Origin of the sequence: Virgibacillus sp. SK37 (assembly GCF_000725285.1) — a bacterium.
Classification (GTDB): domain Bacteria; phylum Bacillota; class Bacilli; order Bacillales; family Amphibacillaceae; genus Virgibacillus_Q.
Genome location: NZ_CP007161.1, coordinates 1,756,895 through 1,776,013, shown reverse-complemented (window position 1 = coordinate 1,776,013; position 19,119 = coordinate 1,756,895). Strand labels below are relative to the sequence as shown.

At 37.2% G+C, this 19,119-nt stretch carries 19 protein-coding genes; all 19 read right to left on the bottom strand.

From position 1 onward, the window contains the following. Positions 1-28 precede the first annotated feature (28 nt). The 19 genes from X953_RS09125 to X953_RS09035 all read right to left on the bottom strand — a co-directional run bounded on the left by X953_RS09125 (position 29) and on the right by X953_RS09035 (position 19,111). Positions 29-988: a PhoH family protein gene (locus X953_RS09125; RefSeq protein ID WP_040955289.1), complete on the bottom strand. Its 960-nt coding sequence runs from the start codon at positions 986-988 to the stop codon at positions 29-31. Between the two features lie 11 nt (positions 989-999). After that, positions 1,000-2,223 carry a sporulation protein YqfD gene (yqfD, locus tag X953_RS09120; protein WP_084715657.1) on the bottom strand — a complete coding sequence of 408 codons (1,224 nt, stop codon included), beginning with the start codon at positions 2,221-2,223 and terminating at the stop codon, positions 1,000-1,002. Positions 2,224-2,239: 16 nt separating this feature from the next. Then, complete coding sequence (gene yqfC, locus X953_RS09115; RefSeq protein WP_040955288.1) at positions 2,240-2,521, bottom strand: sporulation protein YqfC; 282 nt, start codon at positions 2,519-2,521, stop codon at positions 2,240-2,242. A gap of 117 nt (positions 2,522-2,638) precedes the next feature. Then, complete coding sequence (locus X953_RS09110) at positions 2,639-3,151, bottom strand: hypothetical protein (RefSeq protein WP_040955287.1); 513 nt, start codon at positions 3,149-3,151, stop codon at positions 2,639-2,641. A 32-nt stretch (positions 3,152-3,183) separates the two neighbouring features. Next, positions 3,184-4,176 (bottom strand): flotillin-like protein FloA, encoded by a 993-nt coding sequence (gene floA, locus X953_RS09105; protein WP_019377988.1) that lies wholly within the window; start codon positions 4,174-4,176, stop codon positions 3,184-3,186. Positions 4,177-4,213: 37 nt separating this feature from the next. Beyond that, on the bottom strand, positions 4,214-5,530 hold the full coding sequence (locus X953_RS09100; protein WP_040957058.1) for a nodulation protein NfeD: 1,317 nt from the start codon (positions 5,528-5,530) through the stop codon (positions 4,214-4,216). Positions 5,531-5,832: 302 nt separating this feature from the next. After that, entirely contained in the window at positions 5,833-6,279 is a 447-nt protein-coding gene (locus X953_RS09095; RefSeq protein ID WP_040955286.1) for a GatB/YqeY domain-containing protein, read from the bottom strand. A gap of 15 nt (positions 6,280-6,294) precedes the next feature. Further along, positions 6,295-6,471: a 30S ribosomal protein S21 gene (gene rpsU, locus X953_RS09090; RefSeq protein WP_019377991.1), complete on the bottom strand. Its 177-nt coding sequence runs from the start codon at positions 6,469-6,471 to the stop codon at positions 6,295-6,297. Between the two features lie 143 nt (positions 6,472-6,614). Continuing rightward, on the bottom strand, positions 6,615-7,286 hold the full coding sequence (gene deoC, locus X953_RS09085; RefSeq protein WP_040957057.1) for a deoxyribose-phosphate aldolase: 672 nt from the start codon (positions 7,284-7,286) through the stop codon (positions 6,615-6,617). Between the two features lie 172 nt (positions 7,287-7,458). Next, positions 7,459-8,817 carry a tRNA (N(6)-L-threonylcarbamoyladenosine(37)-C(2))-methylthiotransferase MtaB gene (gene mtaB, locus X953_RS09080; RefSeq protein WP_040955285.1) on the bottom strand — a complete coding sequence of 453 codons (1,359 nt, stop codon included), beginning with the start codon at positions 8,815-8,817 and terminating at the stop codon, positions 7,459-7,461. Further along, a complete protein-coding gene (locus tag X953_RS09075; RefSeq protein ID WP_040955284.1) occupies positions 8,814-9,575 on the bottom strand; it encodes a 16S rRNA (uracil(1498)-N(3))-methyltransferase in 762 nt (253 codons plus the stop codon). The genes mtaB and X953_RS09075 overlap by 4 nt, the downstream gene beginning before the upstream one ends. A 27-nt stretch (positions 9,576-9,602) precedes the next feature. Beyond that, positions 9,603-10,547 (bottom strand): 50S ribosomal protein L11 methyltransferase, encoded by a 945-nt coding sequence (gene prmA / locus X953_RS09070; protein ID WP_040955283.1) that lies wholly within the window; start codon positions 10,545-10,547, stop codon positions 9,603-9,605. 60 nt (positions 10,548-10,607) lie between these two features. Further along, positions 10,608-11,735, bottom strand: a complete 1,128-nt coding sequence (gene dnaJ / locus X953_RS09065) for a molecular chaperone DnaJ (RefSeq protein ID WP_040955282.1) — start codon at positions 11,733-11,735, stop codon at positions 10,608-10,610. A 161-nt stretch (positions 11,736-11,896) separates the two neighbouring features. Next, on the bottom strand, positions 11,897-13,738 hold the full coding sequence (gene dnaK, locus X953_RS09060) for a molecular chaperone DnaK (protein ID WP_040955281.1): 1,842 nt from the start codon (positions 13,736-13,738) through the stop codon (positions 11,897-11,899). A 32-nt stretch (positions 13,739-13,770) separates the two neighbouring features. Beyond that, positions 13,771-14,331: a nucleotide exchange factor GrpE gene (gene grpE / locus X953_RS09055; protein ID WP_040955280.1), complete on the bottom strand. Its 561-nt coding sequence runs from the start codon at positions 14,329-14,331 to the stop codon at positions 13,771-13,773. A 79-nt stretch (positions 14,332-14,410) separates the two neighbouring features. Further along, positions 14,411-15,445 (bottom strand): heat-inducible transcriptional repressor HrcA, encoded by a 1,035-nt coding sequence (gene hrcA, locus X953_RS09050; protein ID WP_040955279.1) that lies wholly within the window; start codon positions 15,443-15,445, stop codon positions 14,411-14,413. Positions 15,446-15,570: 125 nt separating this feature from the next. Beyond that, the gene (hemW, locus tag X953_RS09045) at positions 15,571-16,728 is read right to left on the bottom strand and encodes a radical SAM family heme chaperone HemW (protein WP_040955278.1); all 1,158 of its coding nucleotides are present in this window, start codon (positions 16,726-16,728) and stop codon (positions 15,571-15,573) included. 93 nt (positions 16,729-16,821) lie between these two features. After that, positions 16,822-18,630, bottom strand: coding sequence for a translation elongation factor 4 (gene lepA, locus X953_RS09040; protein ID WP_040955277.1), 1,809 nt, complete (start codon positions 18,628-18,630; stop codon positions 16,822-16,824). Positions 18,631-18,778: 148 nt separating this feature from the next. Further along, positions 18,779-19,111: a hypothetical protein gene (locus X953_RS09035; protein ID WP_040955276.1), complete on the bottom strand. Its 333-nt coding sequence runs from the start codon at positions 19,109-19,111 to the stop codon at positions 18,779-18,781. Positions 19,112-19,119: the final 8 nt, after the last annotated feature.

Sequence of the window (19,119 nt, the reverse complement as noted above, 5' to 3'; positions counted from 1 at the left end):
GACCCTTTTTGGGTCCTGCTCTCTAAAACTAAACATTTTTTTCATATGCATCAATAATACGTTGAACGAGTGGATGCCTAACTACGTCAGATTGCTCCAAGTATATAAAAGATATTCCTTTTACTGGTTTAAGCAATTGACTAGCCACCCGCAAGCCAGATTGCACACCCTTGGGCAAATCAATTTGAGTAATGTCTCCTGTGATTACCATCTTGGAACCAAAGCCTAAACGGGTTAAAAACATTTTCATCTGTTCAGGTGTAGTATTTTGTGCCTCATCCAAAATTACAAAGGCGTCATCTAAGGTTCTTCCACGCATATATGCAAGCGGTGCTATCTCAATCGTTTCTCTCTCAATCAGCCTGAGTGTATGCTCGTTCCCAAGCACATCGTGTAAAGCATCATATAAAGGACGTAGATAAGGGTCTACCTTCTCTTTTAAGTCACCAGGTAAAAACCCCAAACTTTCTCCTGCTTCTACTGCTGGACGTGTGAGTATAATTCTTTTAACCATACCGTTTTTCAAAGCATGCACTGCCATCACTACCGCAAGATATGTCTTTCCCGTTCCAGCAGGGCCGATACCGAAGACCAGGTCGTTGTTTTTAATTGCAGTAACATATTTTTTTTGCCCAAGTGTTTTAACTCGTATAGATTTTCCTTTTACATTCTTAGTAATTTCGTCTTCAAATAATGTTTCTAACTGATTTATTTTTCCTTCTTTTGCTAATTCAATAGCATAAACAACATCTCTTTCAGTAATTTGTAATCCTTTCTGCACAAGAGATAATAAAGTCAAAAGGATATCTTGTACAAGAGAAATATCTTTTTCAGTACCTGAAACACGCACCTGTTCTCCTCGAGTTACAATAGAAACATTTAATTGTTCTTCCAATTGATGCAGGTATTTATCATTTGTGCCAAATAAGGCCATCGCTTCATTAGGATTTGTAATTTGTAGATTAATTTCAGTAAGGTTTTCGGACATAATCAATCTCCTTAATCCAAAGGTTGTGCTGTCGCAATATCTTCCTCGACATTGAAATATAAGTTTAATTTAACTTTACCATTCTCCTTACTTTCATGCAAAACTTTTTCAGACAATATTTTGGCTTCTGGTCCCAATTTTATTTTTAATTCTTTTTTTGCCTGCATTATTCCTACTTGAACGGCTTCGTCTTCTGTTCTTTTATTTTTAGTATGTGTTTTTTCACTAAGTACCATTTCAACCATCTTTAGTGGCATTTTCCATTTTAAAAAGTAAAGCGGTTTTTCTTTTCTTTCTCTGTGGACAGCTTCGTAGTCAGGGTCACTAAACCCCCAAATCGGTAACTGAAAATCCCCTATTTTTGCATAATATCTTTTTTCCTGTTCACCTGTGAGTGATTCGTGACTCGCTGTTAATGGAACAGTGACTTTTACTTCATACCAAGTTGTTGCAGTAATATCTCCTTCAGCAGCAACATATTTTTTCTTATTTTCCTCCTCTTTATTTTTATCCTCTTCATCTTGTTCCTTTTCATCAATAATACCTGAAACTAAAAGGTCTCCGGGCTTTACGTAATCATTCACCTTTACCTTTGGCAAACCATTAGAAACATATAATTTCTTAATGATCCCTTTTTTTGTAGCTATCAAATTACGCGGCCCAAAAGGCTCCTCCTCTTTCACAATTGTCTTTTCCACTCCTTCGAGGAAAAAGGTTGTCCCTTTTTGATGTACACCAACCCATAATAATTCAGGGATATCCTCCACCAATTGCCGTTGGATTTTATTTGGTGACTCTAATGTAAAAATCCATGTACCTGAATGGATGCCATAGTCATTCAGTTTACGGCTAATTTTTTCTTCAATATCCTTTGGAACCCCTGTTATATTAATTTTCCAGATGATGTTTGAAAGAAACACCACCAGCAATAAACAGCATACTAAGGCAAACATTAGCTCTTTTTTCTTTGTAACCCTTCGTAAAAAGAATGGATAGCCTTTTTTCTCTGTAAATTTAATTTTATAGTTTCTTCTTCTATTTATTTTTCTTAACTGCTGAACATCACTGAGTTTTATTGTTCCTTCACAAATCTTGACTGATTTTTTCTTTACATTCCAAACCATGATTCCTTCATTGGCACATGTCTGGAAAAAACGTTCTGGCAAACTTCCTGTTACTGAAATAGTTACATAACCAGTTAGATGTGATTTATTGTTTATAATCTCTTTCCCCACCTTCCATACATAGCACTTAGTCAGTTACAAATGTAATATCTCTAATTTCACCTTCCAAAAGTATTTCCTCAGGCAACATCATTTTAAGTACAAATGAACTTCCGGTAATTTTCACATAACCCTTATTCATCTTTAACTTTAATTCTGATTCAGAATATGTAGCAAGTCCTTTGTGATTTTCAATGTATACGTGAATTTGTCCAACTACTGTAATTCTTGGGAGTTCCAGCATAATATCAGAAGGAAATGCAAGATATTTAGTTAACCATGGTCGTAAACCTTGTTGTAGCTTTTTCATAAATGCAGCCCCTCTCCATTTATATATTTATGTATCTTGCGGTAATTTAAGAACATATCAAACTAAAAAAGCCTTTAACCAAAAGTACTTTTACTTTGGCTAAAGGCTTTTCTATTATTATTTTCTACGTTGTTGTACTACTGACTTGTAAGGCTTTACTGCTCTTGGGGGGCCAAGGATTTCTGACATAATAATTCCATTTGCCAATCCTTTTTTCTCAAAGTTAGCAGTGACTTGTTTTTTAAACTTTCTTTGTTTATGGGATAGTGCAACTTCCGACGGTTGTTTGGAAGTATTACCCAAAATGGCATCATGCCTATTGATCTCATCCTTTGATCGAGCAGAATATACTTGCTCTCTCTCAGCTAGCTCTTCCATACGTTTTCTCTGTTGCTCTGCCAATGTGTTGCCTATTTCTTCAGCTTGGCTTTGAGTTTCCAGCTGTTCATTTTGAACTGTTGGCTGAGAATAAGGCTGCTTTTGAGGAGAAGTTTCCGGCCTATTAAACGGTTCCTGCTTCTTACCTTTTGAGGTATTATCTTTCATAAAACTAATAATACCTCCAATAATTAAAGCTATAATGAAAAAATTACTGGCAATAGCTTCAAAGAAGTCAGATATTACATCCATAAAATCCCTCCTTATGCTGCAATATCACCTAATTATTGATCATTATCATCATGGTTTTCTTGGGTTAATTTACCAATGGTGTCTCGCATATCTGTATCTGCATCGATATTTTTATAGTTCATATAATCCATCACACCTAAATTTCCAGAACGTAACGCTTCAGCTAACGCCAAAGGTACATCTGCCTCTGCTTCTACTACTTTCGCCCTCATTTCCTGAACACGCGCCACCATTTCTTGCTCTTGTGCAACTGCCATTGCACGGCGTTCTTCTGCTTTGGCCTGTGCGATGTTCTTATCCGCTTCAGCTTGGTCAGTTTGTAGAATCGCACCAATGTTTTTGCCGATGTCCACATCCGCAATATCAATGGAGAGAATTTCAAATGCTGTGCCCGCATCCAAACCTCTATTTAAGACATTGTGGGAGATTGAGTCAGGATTTTCCAGAACTTTTGTATGAGCCTCGGAACTACCTATCGTACTTACAACACCTTCCCCAACACGGGCAATTACAGTATCTTCTCCTGCACCACCTACGAGACGGTCAATGTTTGCACGAACAGTTATCCGCGCTTTTGCTTTAACTTCAATTCCATCCATAGCAATACCCGCAATAAATGGTGTTTCAATAACTTTAGGGTTTACACTCATTTGAACTGCTTCCAAAACATCGCGTCCTGCCAAGTCTATTGCTGCTCCTCTTTCGAACGGCAATTCAATATTCGCACGGTGTGCAGCAATTAAGGCGTTTACTACCCTGTCAACATTACCACCAGCTAAATAGTGACTCTCTAATTGGTTCGTTTTAACATCTAGCCCAGCTTTATGAGCCTTAATTAATGGGTTAATTACCCTGTTTGGTACCACGCGTCTTAAACGCATACCTATGAGAGTAAATATCCCGACTTTTACACCTGCAGCCAATGCGCTGATCCAGAGCATTACTGGGATAAAAGTAAATAGAATTGCCAATACAATTAGAATTACCGCAATGATAATCAATGGCATAAGATCATATAATTCCATTCCATCTTCCTCCTGTTACATATTTATTTATTATAAATTAGATTTCTCTAACTACAATACGTACACCTTCTACTTTTATTACCTTAATATTTCTATTTGCATCTATATAACCACCTTCGGAAATAACATCTAGCCGTTCATTATCAAAAACAGCAGTCCCAGAGGGCCGTAAAGGCGTTACAGTTCTTCCCTCTAAGCCAATCAATTCCAGGCGATTTACAGAAGAAACATAGCCTAATTCGGTGGTAGTTTGTTCTTTTAAAATAATATGGCGGAAAACTCCTTTATCCATACCAATTCTTCTAAATAAAATGATGGACACAATAAGAGTTACTAGAAATGCAATGCTTATACTCATAGCCATATGACCCAAATCGTAACCTGACATAAGCAATGAGCCGATAATTGCACCTATCCCTAATAAACCAGCAATACCGCCAGGGAGAAAAAATTCAGCTATGATTAGCGCAATTCCTAAGATAAGTAATATAATTGCCTCCATCCCAGCTAATCCAGCTACAATATGTCCGTAAAAAAACAATACCAATGCTACTAAGCCCATCGTTCCAGGAACTCCAAAACCCGGAGAGTATAATTCCACAATTAAGCCAAGACTTGCCACAGACAATAATATAGGTATCACAACTGGATTTGTAAGAAATCTGGCAACTTCTTCTGAAAATGTAGGTTCTTTTTCAACTACAGCAGCATTCGACAGACCCAATTCATGTAATAACTCTACACGATCGTCCACCACTGCTTTAGCATAATTAACTTCCACTGCTTCAGTAGGTCCAAGTGTTAAAAAGTTTCCTTTCCCAGCATCATATTCTGGTAAATCGATGCTGCTATCTGCCATAGCCGCTGCATAAATGGGATCTCTTCCCTTTGACTCTGCGGCACTTTTCATCGCCGCTAACCAGGCTGACTGAGCTTTCTTATCGGCAGCAGTGCCATCTGAATTAATAACACCACTAGCACCCATTGTCGCTTGTGGCTTCATATATATGTTATCCGTGTTTAGAGCAATATAGGAACCTGCTGACAAAGCTTGATTAACAATAAAAGAAGTTGTCGGTATATCCAGATCCTGAAGGAGCTTTGCGATTTGACCAGCTGAATCAACCCTGCCGCCTGGAGTATCAATTTCAAAAACAATATGATCGGCACCATTTTCTATAGCTTCCTCGGTAGTACGAGATAGAAATGCCTCAAGCCCTCTCTCTACTTCCCTTTCAATTGGTATAAAATATACTGATTTTCCACTTCCGTCTTCTGCTGCCTTTACAGGAATGCCATTTTCAGTGCAAAAAAGCAACAATACTATAAAAGTAAAAAGTATGTACCTTACCATTTTCTTTAGCGGCAAGTAAAATCACCTCCCTTATTATGTTACTTACGAATATATTATGTAATTGGTTTCAAATACATAAATTATTTTTAAATTAATTTTATTTCAATCGTATCATAAGCAGCGTTTCGAAGATAGTCTCTTCATTCATTTACTTAGAAATGGAACAAAGCACCAAGAACATACAAATTAAAAGCCATGATAAACTCGTGCCAGCCTCGAGTAAAAAAATTCAAGTCAAAATTTTTTCCTTAAATACGAAAAAGATCTTTGCTACTTTGGCAGCAAAGATCTTATCATTAAGCTTAATTTAACTGTTTTTGCACAATTTTGTTGATTTGAGAGCCATCTGCCTTTCCCTTGACTTTAGGCATAACCGCACTCATTACTTTACCCATATCTTTTTTAGATGTTGCATTTACTTCCTGAATCGTTGACTGAACAATGGCCTCCAGCTCTTCAGTTGTAAGCTGTTTTGGCATATATTCTTGTAAAATATTAATTTCTCTTTCAAGCTTTTCAACAAGATCATCGCGTCCAGCTGATTTGAATTCTTGGAGGGAATCTTTTCTTTGTTTGACTTCTCTGGACAAAATGGTTAATTCTTCGTCCTCTGTAAGAGAGTCTTTACCAAGTTTTATTGATTCATTCTGCAATGAAGCCTTCACCATACGTATAACACTTAACGTTTCTTTATCCTTGTTCTTCATTGCCTGCTTCATATCTTGATTCAGCTGTTCAAGTAATGTCATGCTTTTGCACCCTCTTTAGAATTTACGCTTTCTAGCAGCTTCAGATTTCTTTTTACGACGAACACTTGGTTTCTCATAGTGTTCACGCTTACGATATTCTTGCAGTGTACCACTTTTTGATACACTACGCTTGAAGCGACGAAGAGCATCCTCAAGAGACTCGTTTTTACGAACGCGAGTTGTATTTGACATGCTAATTTCCCTCCCTCCGAAGCACAAAACAGGATTGTACCAGCATATGAACTTCTGTCACATGCCTTTTTAAATTATAATATATTCATCCATACAGGTCAACAGATTATTTACATAAAGCTTCATTTTTATACATTTTTATATTAGTAGTCAGAAGTTCCACTACCGCCATGTATAATATCAACACCAGCACTTGCGCCAATTCTCGTGGCACCAGCATCAATCATAGCCTTAGTTGTTTCCAGATCTCTTACTCCACCGGAAGCTTTAACACCCAGGTCACTCCCGACAGTTTTTCTCATTAGTTTTATATCCTCCACAGTAGCCCCTCCTGTAGAAAAGCCAGTAGATGTCTTCACGAAATCAGCACCAGCTTCTTTGGCTAATTTACAAGCACGAATTTTTTCGTCCTCTGTCAATAAGGATGTTTCAATAATCACTTTAGTTAAAGCCTTATTTTCAGCAGCTTTTACAACTGTAGCGATATCCTGTTTAACCGGATCATCCTCACCAGATTTCAAAAGGCCAATATTTATAACCATATCAACTTCTGTAGCTCCATCTTTAATAGCCTGCTCTGTCTCAAATACTTTTGATTGAGTTGAAGTAGCACCTAAAGGAAAACCGATCACAGTACATACCTTCACATTGGTATCCTTTAACTTTTCATAACAAAACGGCACCCATGATGGGTTCACACATACGGAGGCAAATTCATATTCCTTCGCCTCTGCAACTAGTTTTTCTATACTATCCTTTGTAGTGTCAGGCTTTAATTGGGTGTGATCAATATATTTTGCTAACTCATTATTCATCATTATTACTTCCTCTCCTATGTTGTACGTACCTCTAAAATCATCATAGCATGACAGAATAAAAACAACAAATTTTATTAATTGTTACCGGTATTTTTGAGCAAAAAATCCGAACTACTTCATTACAAAAATGAAGCATTCGGATTATCTTTAAAAAAATTAAGGTCAGATTCTAGTTTATTACAGACTTTGCCATCGAATGTGTAGCATTGTCCATAATTTTAACGAATTTACCTTCATTGATTGGATACCCGGCTTTAGTTAACTTAACTCTAACAATCTTTCCAATCATGTCTGGAGTACCTTCAAATTGGACTTTTAAATAATTATCCGTATAACCAATAAGTAATTCAGGCCGTAGAGGGTCTTCGGAATGTTCTTCTGGAATAACTTCCAAAACTTCATCTTCATAATTAGCAGCATATTGTTTAGCCAATTGATTTGATAACTCAATTAACTGGTGTACACGTTCATTTTTCAGTTCTTCATTCACTTGGTTATTCATCCTAGCGGCAGGAGTCCCTGTTCTTCGGGAGAACGGAAAGACATGTAATTCAGAAAAGCCAATATCTTTAATAAAATCATATGTCTCCATGAACTCTTCGTCTGTTTCACCAGGAAACCCAACAATAACATCTGAAGTTATCGCCAATCCAGGTAGTGCTTTTTTTATTTTTTCTACTTTTTCTTTATAGAATTGACTGGAGTATTTTCTCCTCATTCTTGCAAGTACACTATCAGAACCTGATTGCAGAGGAATATGGAGGTGGCGGACAATTTTTTCCGATTGATCAAGTGCCTCAATCACTTCATCCGTTATCTGACTTGCCTCGATGGAAGAGATACGAATTCGCTTTAATCCTTTTACCTTTGTTTCAAGATCATTCAGCAACATAGCGAAATTATAATCAGTCATGTCTTCTCCATAGCCTGCTGTATGAATTCCTGTCAACACAATTTCCTTGTAACCAGCATCAACTAGCTTTTGGGCTTGGTCTACTACACTTTCCGGATCCCTTGAGCGAAGCAATCCTCTTGACCATGGAATAATACAAAATGTACAGAAGTTGTTACAACCTTCTTGAATCTTCAAGGAAGCTCTGGTTCTGTCTGTAAATTCAGGAACATCCATTTCTTCGAATACACGATTTTTCATTATATTTGTTACACCATTAATTGGCTCTCTAGTCTTTTTATGTTCTTCAATATATTGAAGCATATTTTTACGGTCCTGTGTTCCTACCACAATATCCACTCCGGGAATCTCCATTATTTCACCTGGAGATGTTTGAGCATAACATCCGGTAACACATACAATTCCTTCAGGGTTTTTGCGTATAGCCCTTCGTATTACCTGCCTGCTTTTTTTATCTCCCGTATTTGTGACAGTACACGTATTAATTACATAAACATCGGCATCATGGTCAAAATCTACACGTTCATATCCATGTTCTTTAAACATTCGCCAAATGCCTTCTGTTTCATAATGATTCACTTTACAACCTAATGTATGAAAAGCCACTGTTGTCATGAATCACACCTCAATTCTTCAAAATGATAGGAAATGCTTGCTAAAGCATATAAAGCTGCAGTTTCCGTTCGTAAAATTCGGGGACCTAAGCGTATAGCCTGAAAGCCATTCTCATTTAGCTGTCCGGCTTCTTCTGGAGAAAAACCACCCTCTGGACCAATACAAATAAGTATTTTATCCGCAGTAGTAACATTCGATAATACTGTCCCAAATGATTTATATTCCGACACCTTTGCTTGTTCTTCGTAGGCATACAGCTTTATATCATATTTGGCACTATCTTCGATTAATCGTTCTACAGTCATGGTATTATATATTGTTGGAATTTGATTACGGTGACTTTGCTCGCTTGCCTCTTTTACAATTTTATTGAAACGGATTAACTTTTTTTCCTGCTTTTTTTTATCCCAATTAACAATAGAGCGTTCTGCTTGAAAAGGAATAAAAGCATATGCACCTAATTCCGTTCCTTTCTGCAAAATCAACTCTAGTTTATCACCTTTTGGTAGGCCTTGAGCAACAGTTACTTGAATTGGTAACTCAACGTTTTCATTCAACCATTGTTTGATTTCTGCTTGTACACTATCTGCTGTAATAACTAAAAGTTCACAAATAGCCGCTCTGCCATCAGGGTGATTACAGATTATATTGGCACCTTCTTTATAGCGCATTACTCTATTAATATGATGGACATCTTCTCCAAGAATGGTTACCTCATTTGTACCCCACCCTGTTTCAGATACAAAGTAGCGTTGCAATTCAAGCCCTCTCTTCCGTTAAAAGAATTATGAAACATTCTTTCGTGCTACAATTGAAATCCATTCTTCCATTTCATTTATCTGAATAATTTCAAAGCCTTTTACTTCTAAATCAGTTTTTACCATTTGCTTCTTATTTTGAATTATTCCTGAAGTTATGAAATATCCACCTGGTTTTAATCTGTCCCAAGCTTCATCAATAAATTGAACGATTATTTCCGCTAAAATATTTGATACGATAATATCAGCTTCTGTATGCACAGACTCTAACAGATTTTTTTGTTCTGCTTGAACCTTGTCACTAAGTTTATTAAGTTCTACATTAAATTTCGTGCTTGCTACAGCTACCTCATCTAAATCATAAGCTTGCACACTTTCCGCACCCAGTAAAGCGGCAGCAATACTTAAAACACCAGAGCCGGAACCAACATCAATTACAGTATCCCCTTTACTCAGAAAGTTCTCTAACGCTTGAATACTTAACACGGTAGTCGGATGGGTTCCTGTGCCAAATGCCATACCTGGATCCAGTTCTATGATAACTTCATCAGTGGAAACTGGCTCATAATCTTCCCACGTTGGGGTTATGGTAATCCTCTTAGATATTTTAACAGGTTTATAGTACTTTTTCCATGCTGTAGACCATTCTTCCTCGTCTATTTCATTTAAGGAAATAGTATTCTGTCCTAGCTCTATTCCATAGGTTGATAAATTATTAATTGCCTGCTTTATTTCCTCAATTGTTTCACTTAAAAAACTATTTACTGGCAGGTAAGCTTTAATGCGTACTCCCTCTTCTGGATATTCAGATGGATCCAGTTCGAACAATTCACCAAAAAAGGCGTCTCTCTCCTTAACAAGATCAAGTGGGTCTTCAATTACCAACCCACTTGCACCTGTTTCATGAAGAATATTAGAGATAGGTTCAATTGCTTCATTTGTTGTATGAATACAGATCTCCGACCAATTCAAAAAGATCACTCATTTCTATTTTAAAATTATATGTCATGCCATTCCATATAATAAGATAATTTATTCACTTTTAAAAGCTTTTTTGAACCTTTGGAATAGTGAACTCTCCTGTTCTTCAGTAGCTTCATTTCCACCTATTTCATTAAACTCTCGTAATAGCTCTTTTTGACGGTCAGTCAGGTTTGTCGGCGTCATCACCTTAACTTTAATGTGTTGATCACCATGCCCATAGCCCCGAACGTTTGGAGAACCTTTTCCTCTCATTCGGAATGTTTTCCCTGTCTGAGTACCAGCAGGAACTTTTAACATTACTTTACCATGAACAGTTGGCACTTCCACTTCATCGCCCAAAGCTGCTTGTGCATAAGTGAGTGGTAACTCACAGAAGATATGGTCTCCTTCTCTTTCGAAAAAGTCGTGTGGTTTTACTTGAACCACTACATATAAGTCTCCTGGAGGTCCACCATTAATACCGGCTTCTCCTTTACCTGCAACTCTAATTTGTTGTCCTTCATCGATACCGGCTGGAATACTAATATGGATTGTTTTGTTCTTCTTCACTTTTCCGGAGCCACCACAGGTACCACATTTTTCAGGAATGATTTTACCTGTACCATTACAGTAATGACATACTCTTTTATTCACTACTCTACCAAAAGGTGTATTTTGTTCTGTATTTAACTGTCCTGATCCATTACAATGTGAACATGTTTTTGTTTTCGTTCCAGGCTTTGCACCCGATCCATCACACGTATCGCAAGTTTCTTCTTTTGGAATGACTATATCCTCTTCTTTTCCAAAAATAGCCTCTTCAAAGTCTAATACCATTGTATATTGTAAGTCTGCACCTTGTTGAGGAGCATTCGGGTCTCTTCTGCGGCCACCGCCACCAAAGAACATGTCAAAAATATCTCCAAATCCACCAAAGTCTTGGGCACCACCACCAAAGCCTCCGAAGCCTTGGCCTTGAGCACCTGCATGGCCAAATTGGTCATATTGAGCGCGTTTTTGCTCATCACTTAGTACTTCATAAGCTTCCTTTGCTTCTTTAAACTTGTCAGCTGCATCCGCTTCTTTATTTACATCCGGATGATATTTTCGTGCTAATTTTCTATAGGCTTTTTTAACTTCGTCTTTTGACGCACCTTTTTCTACACCAAGCACGTCATAATAATCACGCTTACTCACTTAAAAATCACTCTCCCGACACAACTTTTGCATAAAATTAATCTTATCATCAATTTACCATACATGGCAAATTGACTACATTCCCAAAGGAGTCAAAAACCTCGGCTTAAAAAAAGCCAAAGTCAAGAGAATCCTGACTTTGACTTTTTAATTAAGCTATTTTATTTATTATCTTTCTCATTGTTTTCGTCATCTACTTCCTGGTAGTCTGCATCTACAACATCCTCATCAGAACCTTGGCCCTCTTGGCCTTGTTGAGCCTGAGCTTCTTGTTGCATTTGTTCATACATCTTAACAGAAAGTTGCTGTACTTGTTCTTCTAATGCTTCTTTCTTTTCTTTGATCTGCTCTTGGTCATCTGATTCTAACGCAGATTTAAGCTCTTCTTTCGCCTTCTCCGCTTTTTCTTTTTCTTCATCAGATACTTTCTCTCCAAGATCTTTAATCGTCTTATCTGTAGTAAAGATTAGCTGATCAGCTTCATTACGAAGTTCAATTTCCTCGCGGCGTTTTTTATCTTCTTCTGCATTTTCTTCTGCTTCTTTTACCATGCGATCAACTTCTTCATCAGAAAGACCAGATGATGATTTAATTGTAATTGACTGCTCTTTGTTCGTACCCATGTCTTTAGCGCGAACATTTACAATCCCGTTTGCATCAATATCGAACGATACTTCAATTTGCGGTACGCCACGTGGTGCTGGTGGAATATCAGTTAATTGAAAACGACCTAATGTTTTATTATCTGCTGCCATTTCACGCTCTCCTTGTAGAACATGAATATCTACTGCTGTTTGGTTGTCCGCAGCTGTAGAAAATACTTGAGAATGGCTTGTAGGAATCGTTGTATTTCGTTCAATTAACTTCGTAAACACAGAGCCCATTGTCTCAATACCTAGTGACAGTGGAGTAACATCAAGCAATACTACATCCTTAACGTCTCCTTGCAACACTCCACCTTGGATAGCTGCCCCTAATGCTACTACTTCGTCCGGGTTTACACCTTTGGATGGATCTTGACCAATTTCACGTTTAATTGCTTCCTGCACTGCAGGGATACGTGTAGAACCACCCACAAGGATAACCTTATGAATATCATTTGCAGATAGACTAGCATCAGATAATGCTTTACGTGTTGGCACCATTGTGCGTTCTACTAACTCAGAAGATAATTCTTCAAACTTAGCACGTGTTAAGTTCATTTCCAAATGCAATGGTCCAGCTTCTCCAGCTGTGATAAATGGTAATGATATTTGAGTTTGTGATACACCGGAAAGATCTTTTTTTGCTTTTTCTGCTGCATCTTTCAAACGTTGTGTTGCCATTTTATCTTTTGATAAGTCAATACCATTTTCTTTTTTGAATTCTTGAACCATATGGTTAATAATTACTTCATCAAAGTCATCTCCACCTAGACGGTTATCCCCAGCAGTTGAAACAACTTCAAATGTGCCATCACCAATGTCTAAAATGGAAACGTCGAATGTACCGCCACCCAAGTCATAAACAAGGATTGTCTGATCTTGATCATCTTTATCAATACCGTATGCCAAAGCAGCTGCAGTTGGTTCATTTATAATACGCTCTACTTCAAGTCCAGCTATTTTTCCAGCATCCTTTGTTGCTTGACGTTCAGCATCATTAAAATAAGCTGGTACTGTGATTACAGCCTTATCTACTGTTTCGCCAATATAATCTTCAGCATATGATTTAATGTGCTGAAGTATAATTGCTGATACTTCTTGTGGAGTAAATTCTTTATCCTCAATCTTTACTTTATAGTCGGTACCCATATGTCTCTTAACGGATTGGATTGTATTCGGATTAGTTATTGCCTGACGCTTTGCAACTTCCCCTACTTGTCTTTCACCATTTTTAAAAGCTACAACAGATGGTGTCGTACGGTTTCCTTCCGGGTTAGGGATAACAACAGCTTCCCCACCTTCCATAACGGATACACATGAATTTGTTGTTCCTAAGTCGATGCCAATAATTTTACTCATCTTCTATTTCCTCCTTAGCTACCAATTCCAGTTTATTTATTTACTTTTACCATAGCTGGTCTAATAACACGATCCTTAAGCATATAACCCTTTTGCAACTCTTCAACAATTATGTTGGGCTCTTTATCTTCCTCTTCTACTTGCATAACAGCATGGTGAAGATTAGGGTCAAACTCTTTATCAACTGATTCTATTTCTTCTACACCTTGAGATTTCAATGCTTCTTTGATCTGTCGGTATACCATTGTAATGCCTTCTACAAAGCCTGCATTCTCTTCAGTTGTCTCTACTTGCAACGCTCTTTCAAAATTATCCACGGCAGGTAGTAATTCGTTTACTAAGTCTTGTGATTTGTACTTTCTATCAGCTTCTTTTTCCCGCTGAGAACGTTTTTTATAATTATCAAATTCTGCCTGAACACGAAGCATACGTTGAAAGACTTCATCTTTCTCCTTTTTTAATGCTTCATTTTCTTCTTGTAATTTTAATTGCTCATCTGCAGTGTCTTTTTCTTCTTGTTCTGCATCCAGAATTTCTACTTTACCATCTTCATAATTCTTTTCATTTTCATTGGTATTTCCCTGTTCTTCCATCCGTGCCACCTCCATTTTAAAATCGCCACGTTACACTATAACATGGACCAATAGAGAAGAAAACTATCAACTCTTAACTCTATCCGTTGTTTTTATACCACATATATAATGCCTCAGTCATTTCACTTGATAAGATATTTAACAATGTAATGACCTTACGATACTCCATCCTTGTTGGCCCAAGTAATGCGATTGTTCCTAATTGTCCTTCACCCAAATGATAGGAAGCAGTAATTAAACTTAGATCCTTGATGGCGTCTACCTTGTTTTCCTGTCCAATGAATACCTCTATCCCATCATGATTCTGTTTTAATAGGTTTGCAATTTCTTCTTCATTTTCCATCATAGAATAGAAGGACCTTATTTTATCCACATCATTGAACTCAGGCTGCATCAGTATGTTTGATTTTCCGCCTATATATAATTTGACAGGGTAGTCAGCAAGAAAAGCAGCTTTTAAATAATTGTAGGACGTATCAAAATCCTCAATATACTTCCTCATAATAGAAGCTATCTCCGAATTAAATTTTTCTGGTAACTTTACGATAGGTACTCCATGCAACCGATCATTCATAATATTAACCATCTTTTCAAGTTCAGATGCTTTTATTTGTTTAGGTATTGAAAAAGAACGGTGTTCCACGTGACCTGTATTTGTTACTAGAATAGCTACGGCTGTATTCGAGGACAATGTAATTATTTGTACCTGTTTTAATTTAGTTTCATATATCTCCGGCCCCAAAATAATGGATGTATAATTGGTAAGCTCAGAGAGCATCTCTGCTGACATTTGAACAATCTGTTCAAATTCAAATACCCCATCCTGTAGAACGTGTTTAATTACGTTACCCTTTCTTTGCTGGTTTGAAAAAGGTGATATTAAGTGATCAACATAATATCTGTAGCCTTTCTCGGACGGAATTCGGCCAGAAGAAGTATGCGTCTTCTCCAGAAAACCCATTTCTTCCAAATCAGCCATTTCGTTGCGTATTGTCGCAGCACTAAATGGAATATTATCCTTCTTAGAAATAGCTCGAGAGCCAACTGGATGTGCTGTCTCGATGAAATCATCAATAATGACCTGCAGAATCAACAATTGCCTTTCAGTTAACATGATGATCACCTCTGTTAGCACTCTTGAAGGTTGAGTGCTAATGCTATTATTAAATTATCAAATCATATTTTTTTGTCAATAAACATGAATTCAAACAAGAAAATTTTAATAAGAATAGACATTTTTTATACTTTTATCGGTTCTTCATCCAGTAAAAATCTTTCAAATACTTCATTGGCCAGAAGCATGCCTTCTTCAGTTAAATACAGATTCGTTTCAGAATTCACCAGCCAATTTCTTTTTGTTAATTCATGAATAGATTTCTCATATAGTTTTTCCAGATTCATTCCAAACTTCTTCATAAAAGCCTTTTTACTAACGCCACTTGCTTTTCGCAGACCCAGGAACATTTCTTCTTCGATTTGTTCTTTTAACCCTATCTCATCAACATGTAAAATGGGTTGGCCGTCTTGCATAGCCTGTTTTATATAGGCAGGTAGTGGTCGAATATTAATGGTTCTTTTCCCTGGAAGATACCCAGAAGCTCCGGCACCAAATCCATAATAGTATTTGTTGTTCCAGTATGTTAAATTGTGTTTACTTTCAAATCCTTCTTTAGCAAAGTTACTGATTTCATATTGTTTCAAACCATTAGCTTTTGCTGTTTGCTTCAGTAACTCATACATTTCAACCTCTTCTTCTTGTGCTGGGCGGTGCAACTTCCCCTTCTGATGCCGCTGATAAAAAACTGTTTTAGGTTCAATCTGTAAAGCGTATGTTGACAGATGTGGCAAATTAAGAGCAACTGCTTCCTCAAGGGTTTTACGAAAATCAGCCACGGTTTGGTTGGGGAGTGCATAGATAAGGTCTACACTTATATTGGTAAAACTATTTCTCTTTAATAAATTTACAGTTCTGTAAACATCCTGTACGGTATGCAATCTCCCGAGCTCTTCTAGTTTTTTATCATCAAAAACCTGTACTCCTAAAGAAATGCGATTCACTCCATACATTTTCAATAAACTTATCTTATCTTCATCAAAATCTCCCGGGTTCGCTTCTATTGTATATTCTTCGCAGCTATTGATATCAAATTTAGCATCCACAGCTTGTAGTAAGGACTCTAGTTGCTCTAAGTTAAGAGCAGTTGGAGTCCCCCCGCCGATAAATATCGTTTTTACTTTATTTTTGTCCCCTTCTACATATGTGTCCATTTCCTTTTTTAAAGCTACAATATAATCGGTTGCTAGCTTCTCATTATAGAAAAACTTAGTAAAATCACAGTAGTGGCAAATCTGCTGACAGAAAGGGATGTGTATATAAACAGATTGGATGGGATTCATAACATTTCTCCTTTGAACAAAATAAAAGAGAAAAACCTTCCAGCATAAAAAACTGTCAGGTTTTTCCTCCCTTCTTTCTAGTAGACTTATTCCTTAATCATCATTCATTTCCAATACAGCCATAAATGCTTCTTGTGGCACTTCCACAGAGCCCACCATCTTCATACGCTTTTTACCTTCTTTTTGTTTTTCAAGTAATTTACGTTTACGGGAAATATCTCCACCATAACATTTTGCAAGTACATTTTTTCGCATTGCCTTGATGGTGCTTCTCGCCACGATTTTGTTACCGATGGCAGCTTGAACAGGAACTTCAAATTGCTGTCTTGGAATTAGCTCTTTTAACTTATCGACAATTTGCTTTCCTCGTTCATATGCAAAGTCCCGGTGTACGATGAAGGACAACGCATCAATGGTTTCCCCATTTAAGAGAATATCCATTTTAACAAGGTTAGATACCCTATATCCAATCAATTCATAGTCAAAGGAAGCATACCCCTTTGTTTGTGATTTTAATTGATCAAAGAAATCATAAACAATCTCAGATAAAGGAATATGGTAAATAACATTTACCCGAATATCATCCAGATATTCCATATCAATGAATTGTCCCCGCTTCTTTTGGGAAATTTCCATCACAGCGCCAACGAAATCATTTGGAACCATAATAGTTGCCTTCACAAAGGGCTCTCTTATTTCACTAATTTGTTGAGGATCCGGCATTACAGAAGGGTTATCAATTTCAATAAGTTCTTCATTTGTCTGCTCCACCTCATATATTACACTTGGAGCTGTGGTAATTAAATCAATTTTATATTCTCGCTCAATTCTCTCTTGGATTATTTCCATGTGTAATAACCCTAAAAAGCCGCAACGAAACCCGAAGCCTAGCGCTTGGGATGTTTCTGGTTCATATTGGAGGGAAGAGTCATTAAGCTCCAAACGTTCGAGCGCTTCTCGCAAATCATTATAATCATTAGAATCTACAGGATATAGACCGCAAAATACCATAGGGTTTAGCTTTCTGTAACCTGGTAAAGGTGTATCCGCCTGTTTCTGCACATGTGTTATGGTGTCTCCAACACGGGAATCTCCCACATTTTTGATGGAGGCAGTTAAATAACCTACATCTCCCACTGTTAAACTATCTTTTTTAATAGGCTTAGGACTGAACACACCAATTTCATTTACCTCAAACTCCTTGCCTGTAGCCATCATTTTGATTTTATCGCCTAATTTTAAAGAACCCTCTTTAATACAAATATAGGCTATGACTCCACGATAAGAATCGTAAAGCGAGTCAAAAATAAGGGCTTTTAATGGAGCTTCCGGGTCACCAGCCGGGGCAGGTACCGATTCAGTAATTCGTTCTAATATATCTTCAATCCCGATGTTTGACTTTGCAGATGCTAATATTACTTCATCTCCATCAATCCCAATGACGTCTTCAAGTTCTTTCTTTACTCTTTCTGGATCTGCGCTTGGCAGATCAATTTTGTTTATAACAGGTATTATTTCTAAATCATTATCTAAGGCAAGATACACATTGGCCAAAGTCTGAGCTTCAATTCCCTGGGCTGCATCTACAACGAGGATCGCACCCTCACAGGCAGCAAGACTGCGAGAAACTTCATATGTAAAATCAACATGGCCCGGAGTATCAATTAAATGAAATATAAACTCTTCGCCACTCTTGCTTGTATATTGAAGTTGAACCGCGTTTAATTTTATAGTTATACCACGTTCTCTCTCAAGGTCCATCGCGTCCAATAATTGTTCTTTCATTTCCCGTTTTGTTATCGCTTTTGTATTTTCCAATATCCGATCAGCCAATGTGGATTTACCATGGTCAATATGGGCGATAATTGAGAAATTACGCACGTTTCTTTGTCTTTTTGTCATTAGTGATGTTCACTCCTACATAAGCTTCAACTTTTAGTCGACAATAACTAGCCTTGATTATAGCAATTGAAGCTATGATATTCAAGAACAAAACAGATGACAAACTAGATTGAGCAGCCTTTTTCATTAACTATTAATATTATTATTACTAAAAGAACAGCTTTGAAACTTGATAAAGAAGTTGAACTAATACTTCGTAGAACCCTTTTACTACAGCTTCAAGTAAGGCTGCAGTTTTTTGAACAAAGCTAACTGGCTCAGCTACATCAACATTCTCTGCACTTACCACTATTGGGTCCTGAGACTCTTCTTTCTGCTTCTTAGGTTCTTTTTCATTTTTTATTTCCTTTGATTCTACTTTATTGGTCTGTACCTCACCCTCCTCTTTACCTGCCATAGGCTGAGCATGATCCATGCCGTAAAGTGTTCCTGTTAAAAAAAATATGGCAAACAAAAGCAAAACAATAATTGATCGGACCATTTGTTTTC

What these genes read in the sequence shown, in the direction of transcription:
- floA (WP_019377988.1), bottom strand. Translation starts at nt 4,176, where the DNA reads ATGGAATTATATGATCTTATGCCATTGATTATCATTGCGGTAATTCTA.
- grpE (WP_040955280.1), bottom strand. Translation starts at nt 14,331, where the DNA reads ATGGAAGAACAGGGAAATACCAATGAAAATGAAAAGAATTATGAAGAT.
- deoC (WP_040957057.1), bottom strand. Translation starts at nt 7,286, where the DNA reads ATGAATAATGAGTTAGCAAAATATATTGATCACACCCAATTAAAGCCT.
- hrcA (WP_040955279.1), bottom strand. Translation starts at nt 15,445, where the DNA reads ATGTTAACTGAAAGGCAATTGTTGATTCTGCAGGTCATTATTGATGAT.
- lepA (WP_040955277.1), bottom strand. Translation starts at nt 18,630, where the DNA reads ATGACAAAAAGACAAAGAAACGTGCGTAATTTCTCAATTATCGCCCAT.
- X953_RS09035 (WP_040955276.1), bottom strand. Translation starts at nt 19,111, where the DNA reads ATGGTCCGATCAATTATTGTTTTGCTTTTGTTTGCCATATTTTTTTTA.
- X953_RS09095 (WP_040955286.1), bottom strand. Translation starts at nt 6,279, where the DNA reads ATGACATTACTTGAACAGCTGAATCAAGATATGAAGCAGGCAATGAAG.
- rpsU (WP_019377991.1), bottom strand. Translation starts at nt 6,471, where the DNA reads ATGTCAAATACAACTCGCGTTCGTAAAAACGAGTCTCTTGAGGATGCT.
- hemW (WP_040955278.1), bottom strand. Translation starts at nt 16,728, where the DNA reads ATGAATCCCATCCAATCTGTTTATATACACATCCCTTTCTGTCAGCAG.
- mtaB (WP_040955285.1), bottom strand. Translation starts at nt 8,817, where the DNA reads ATGACAACAGTGGCTTTTCATACATTAGGTTGTAAAGTGAATCATTAT.
- X953_RS09110 (WP_040955287.1), bottom strand. Translation starts at nt 3,151, where the DNA reads ATGGATGTAATATCTGACTTCTTTGAAGCTATTGCCAGTAATTTTTTC.
- dnaK (WP_040955281.1), bottom strand. Translation starts at nt 13,738, where the DNA reads ATGAGTAAAATTATTGGCATCGACTTAGGAACAACAAATTCATGTGTA.
- X953_RS09125 (WP_040955289.1), bottom strand. Translation starts at nt 988, where the DNA reads ATGTCCGAAAACCTTACTGAAATTAATCTACAAATTACAAATCCTAAT.
- X953_RS09100 (WP_040957058.1), bottom strand. Translation starts at nt 5,530, where the DNA reads ATGGTAAGGTACATACTTTTTACTTTTATAGTATTGTTGCTTTTTTGC.
- yqfC (WP_040955288.1), bottom strand. Translation starts at nt 2,521, where the DNA reads ATGAAAAAGCTACAACAAGGTTTACGACCATGGTTAACTAAATATCTT.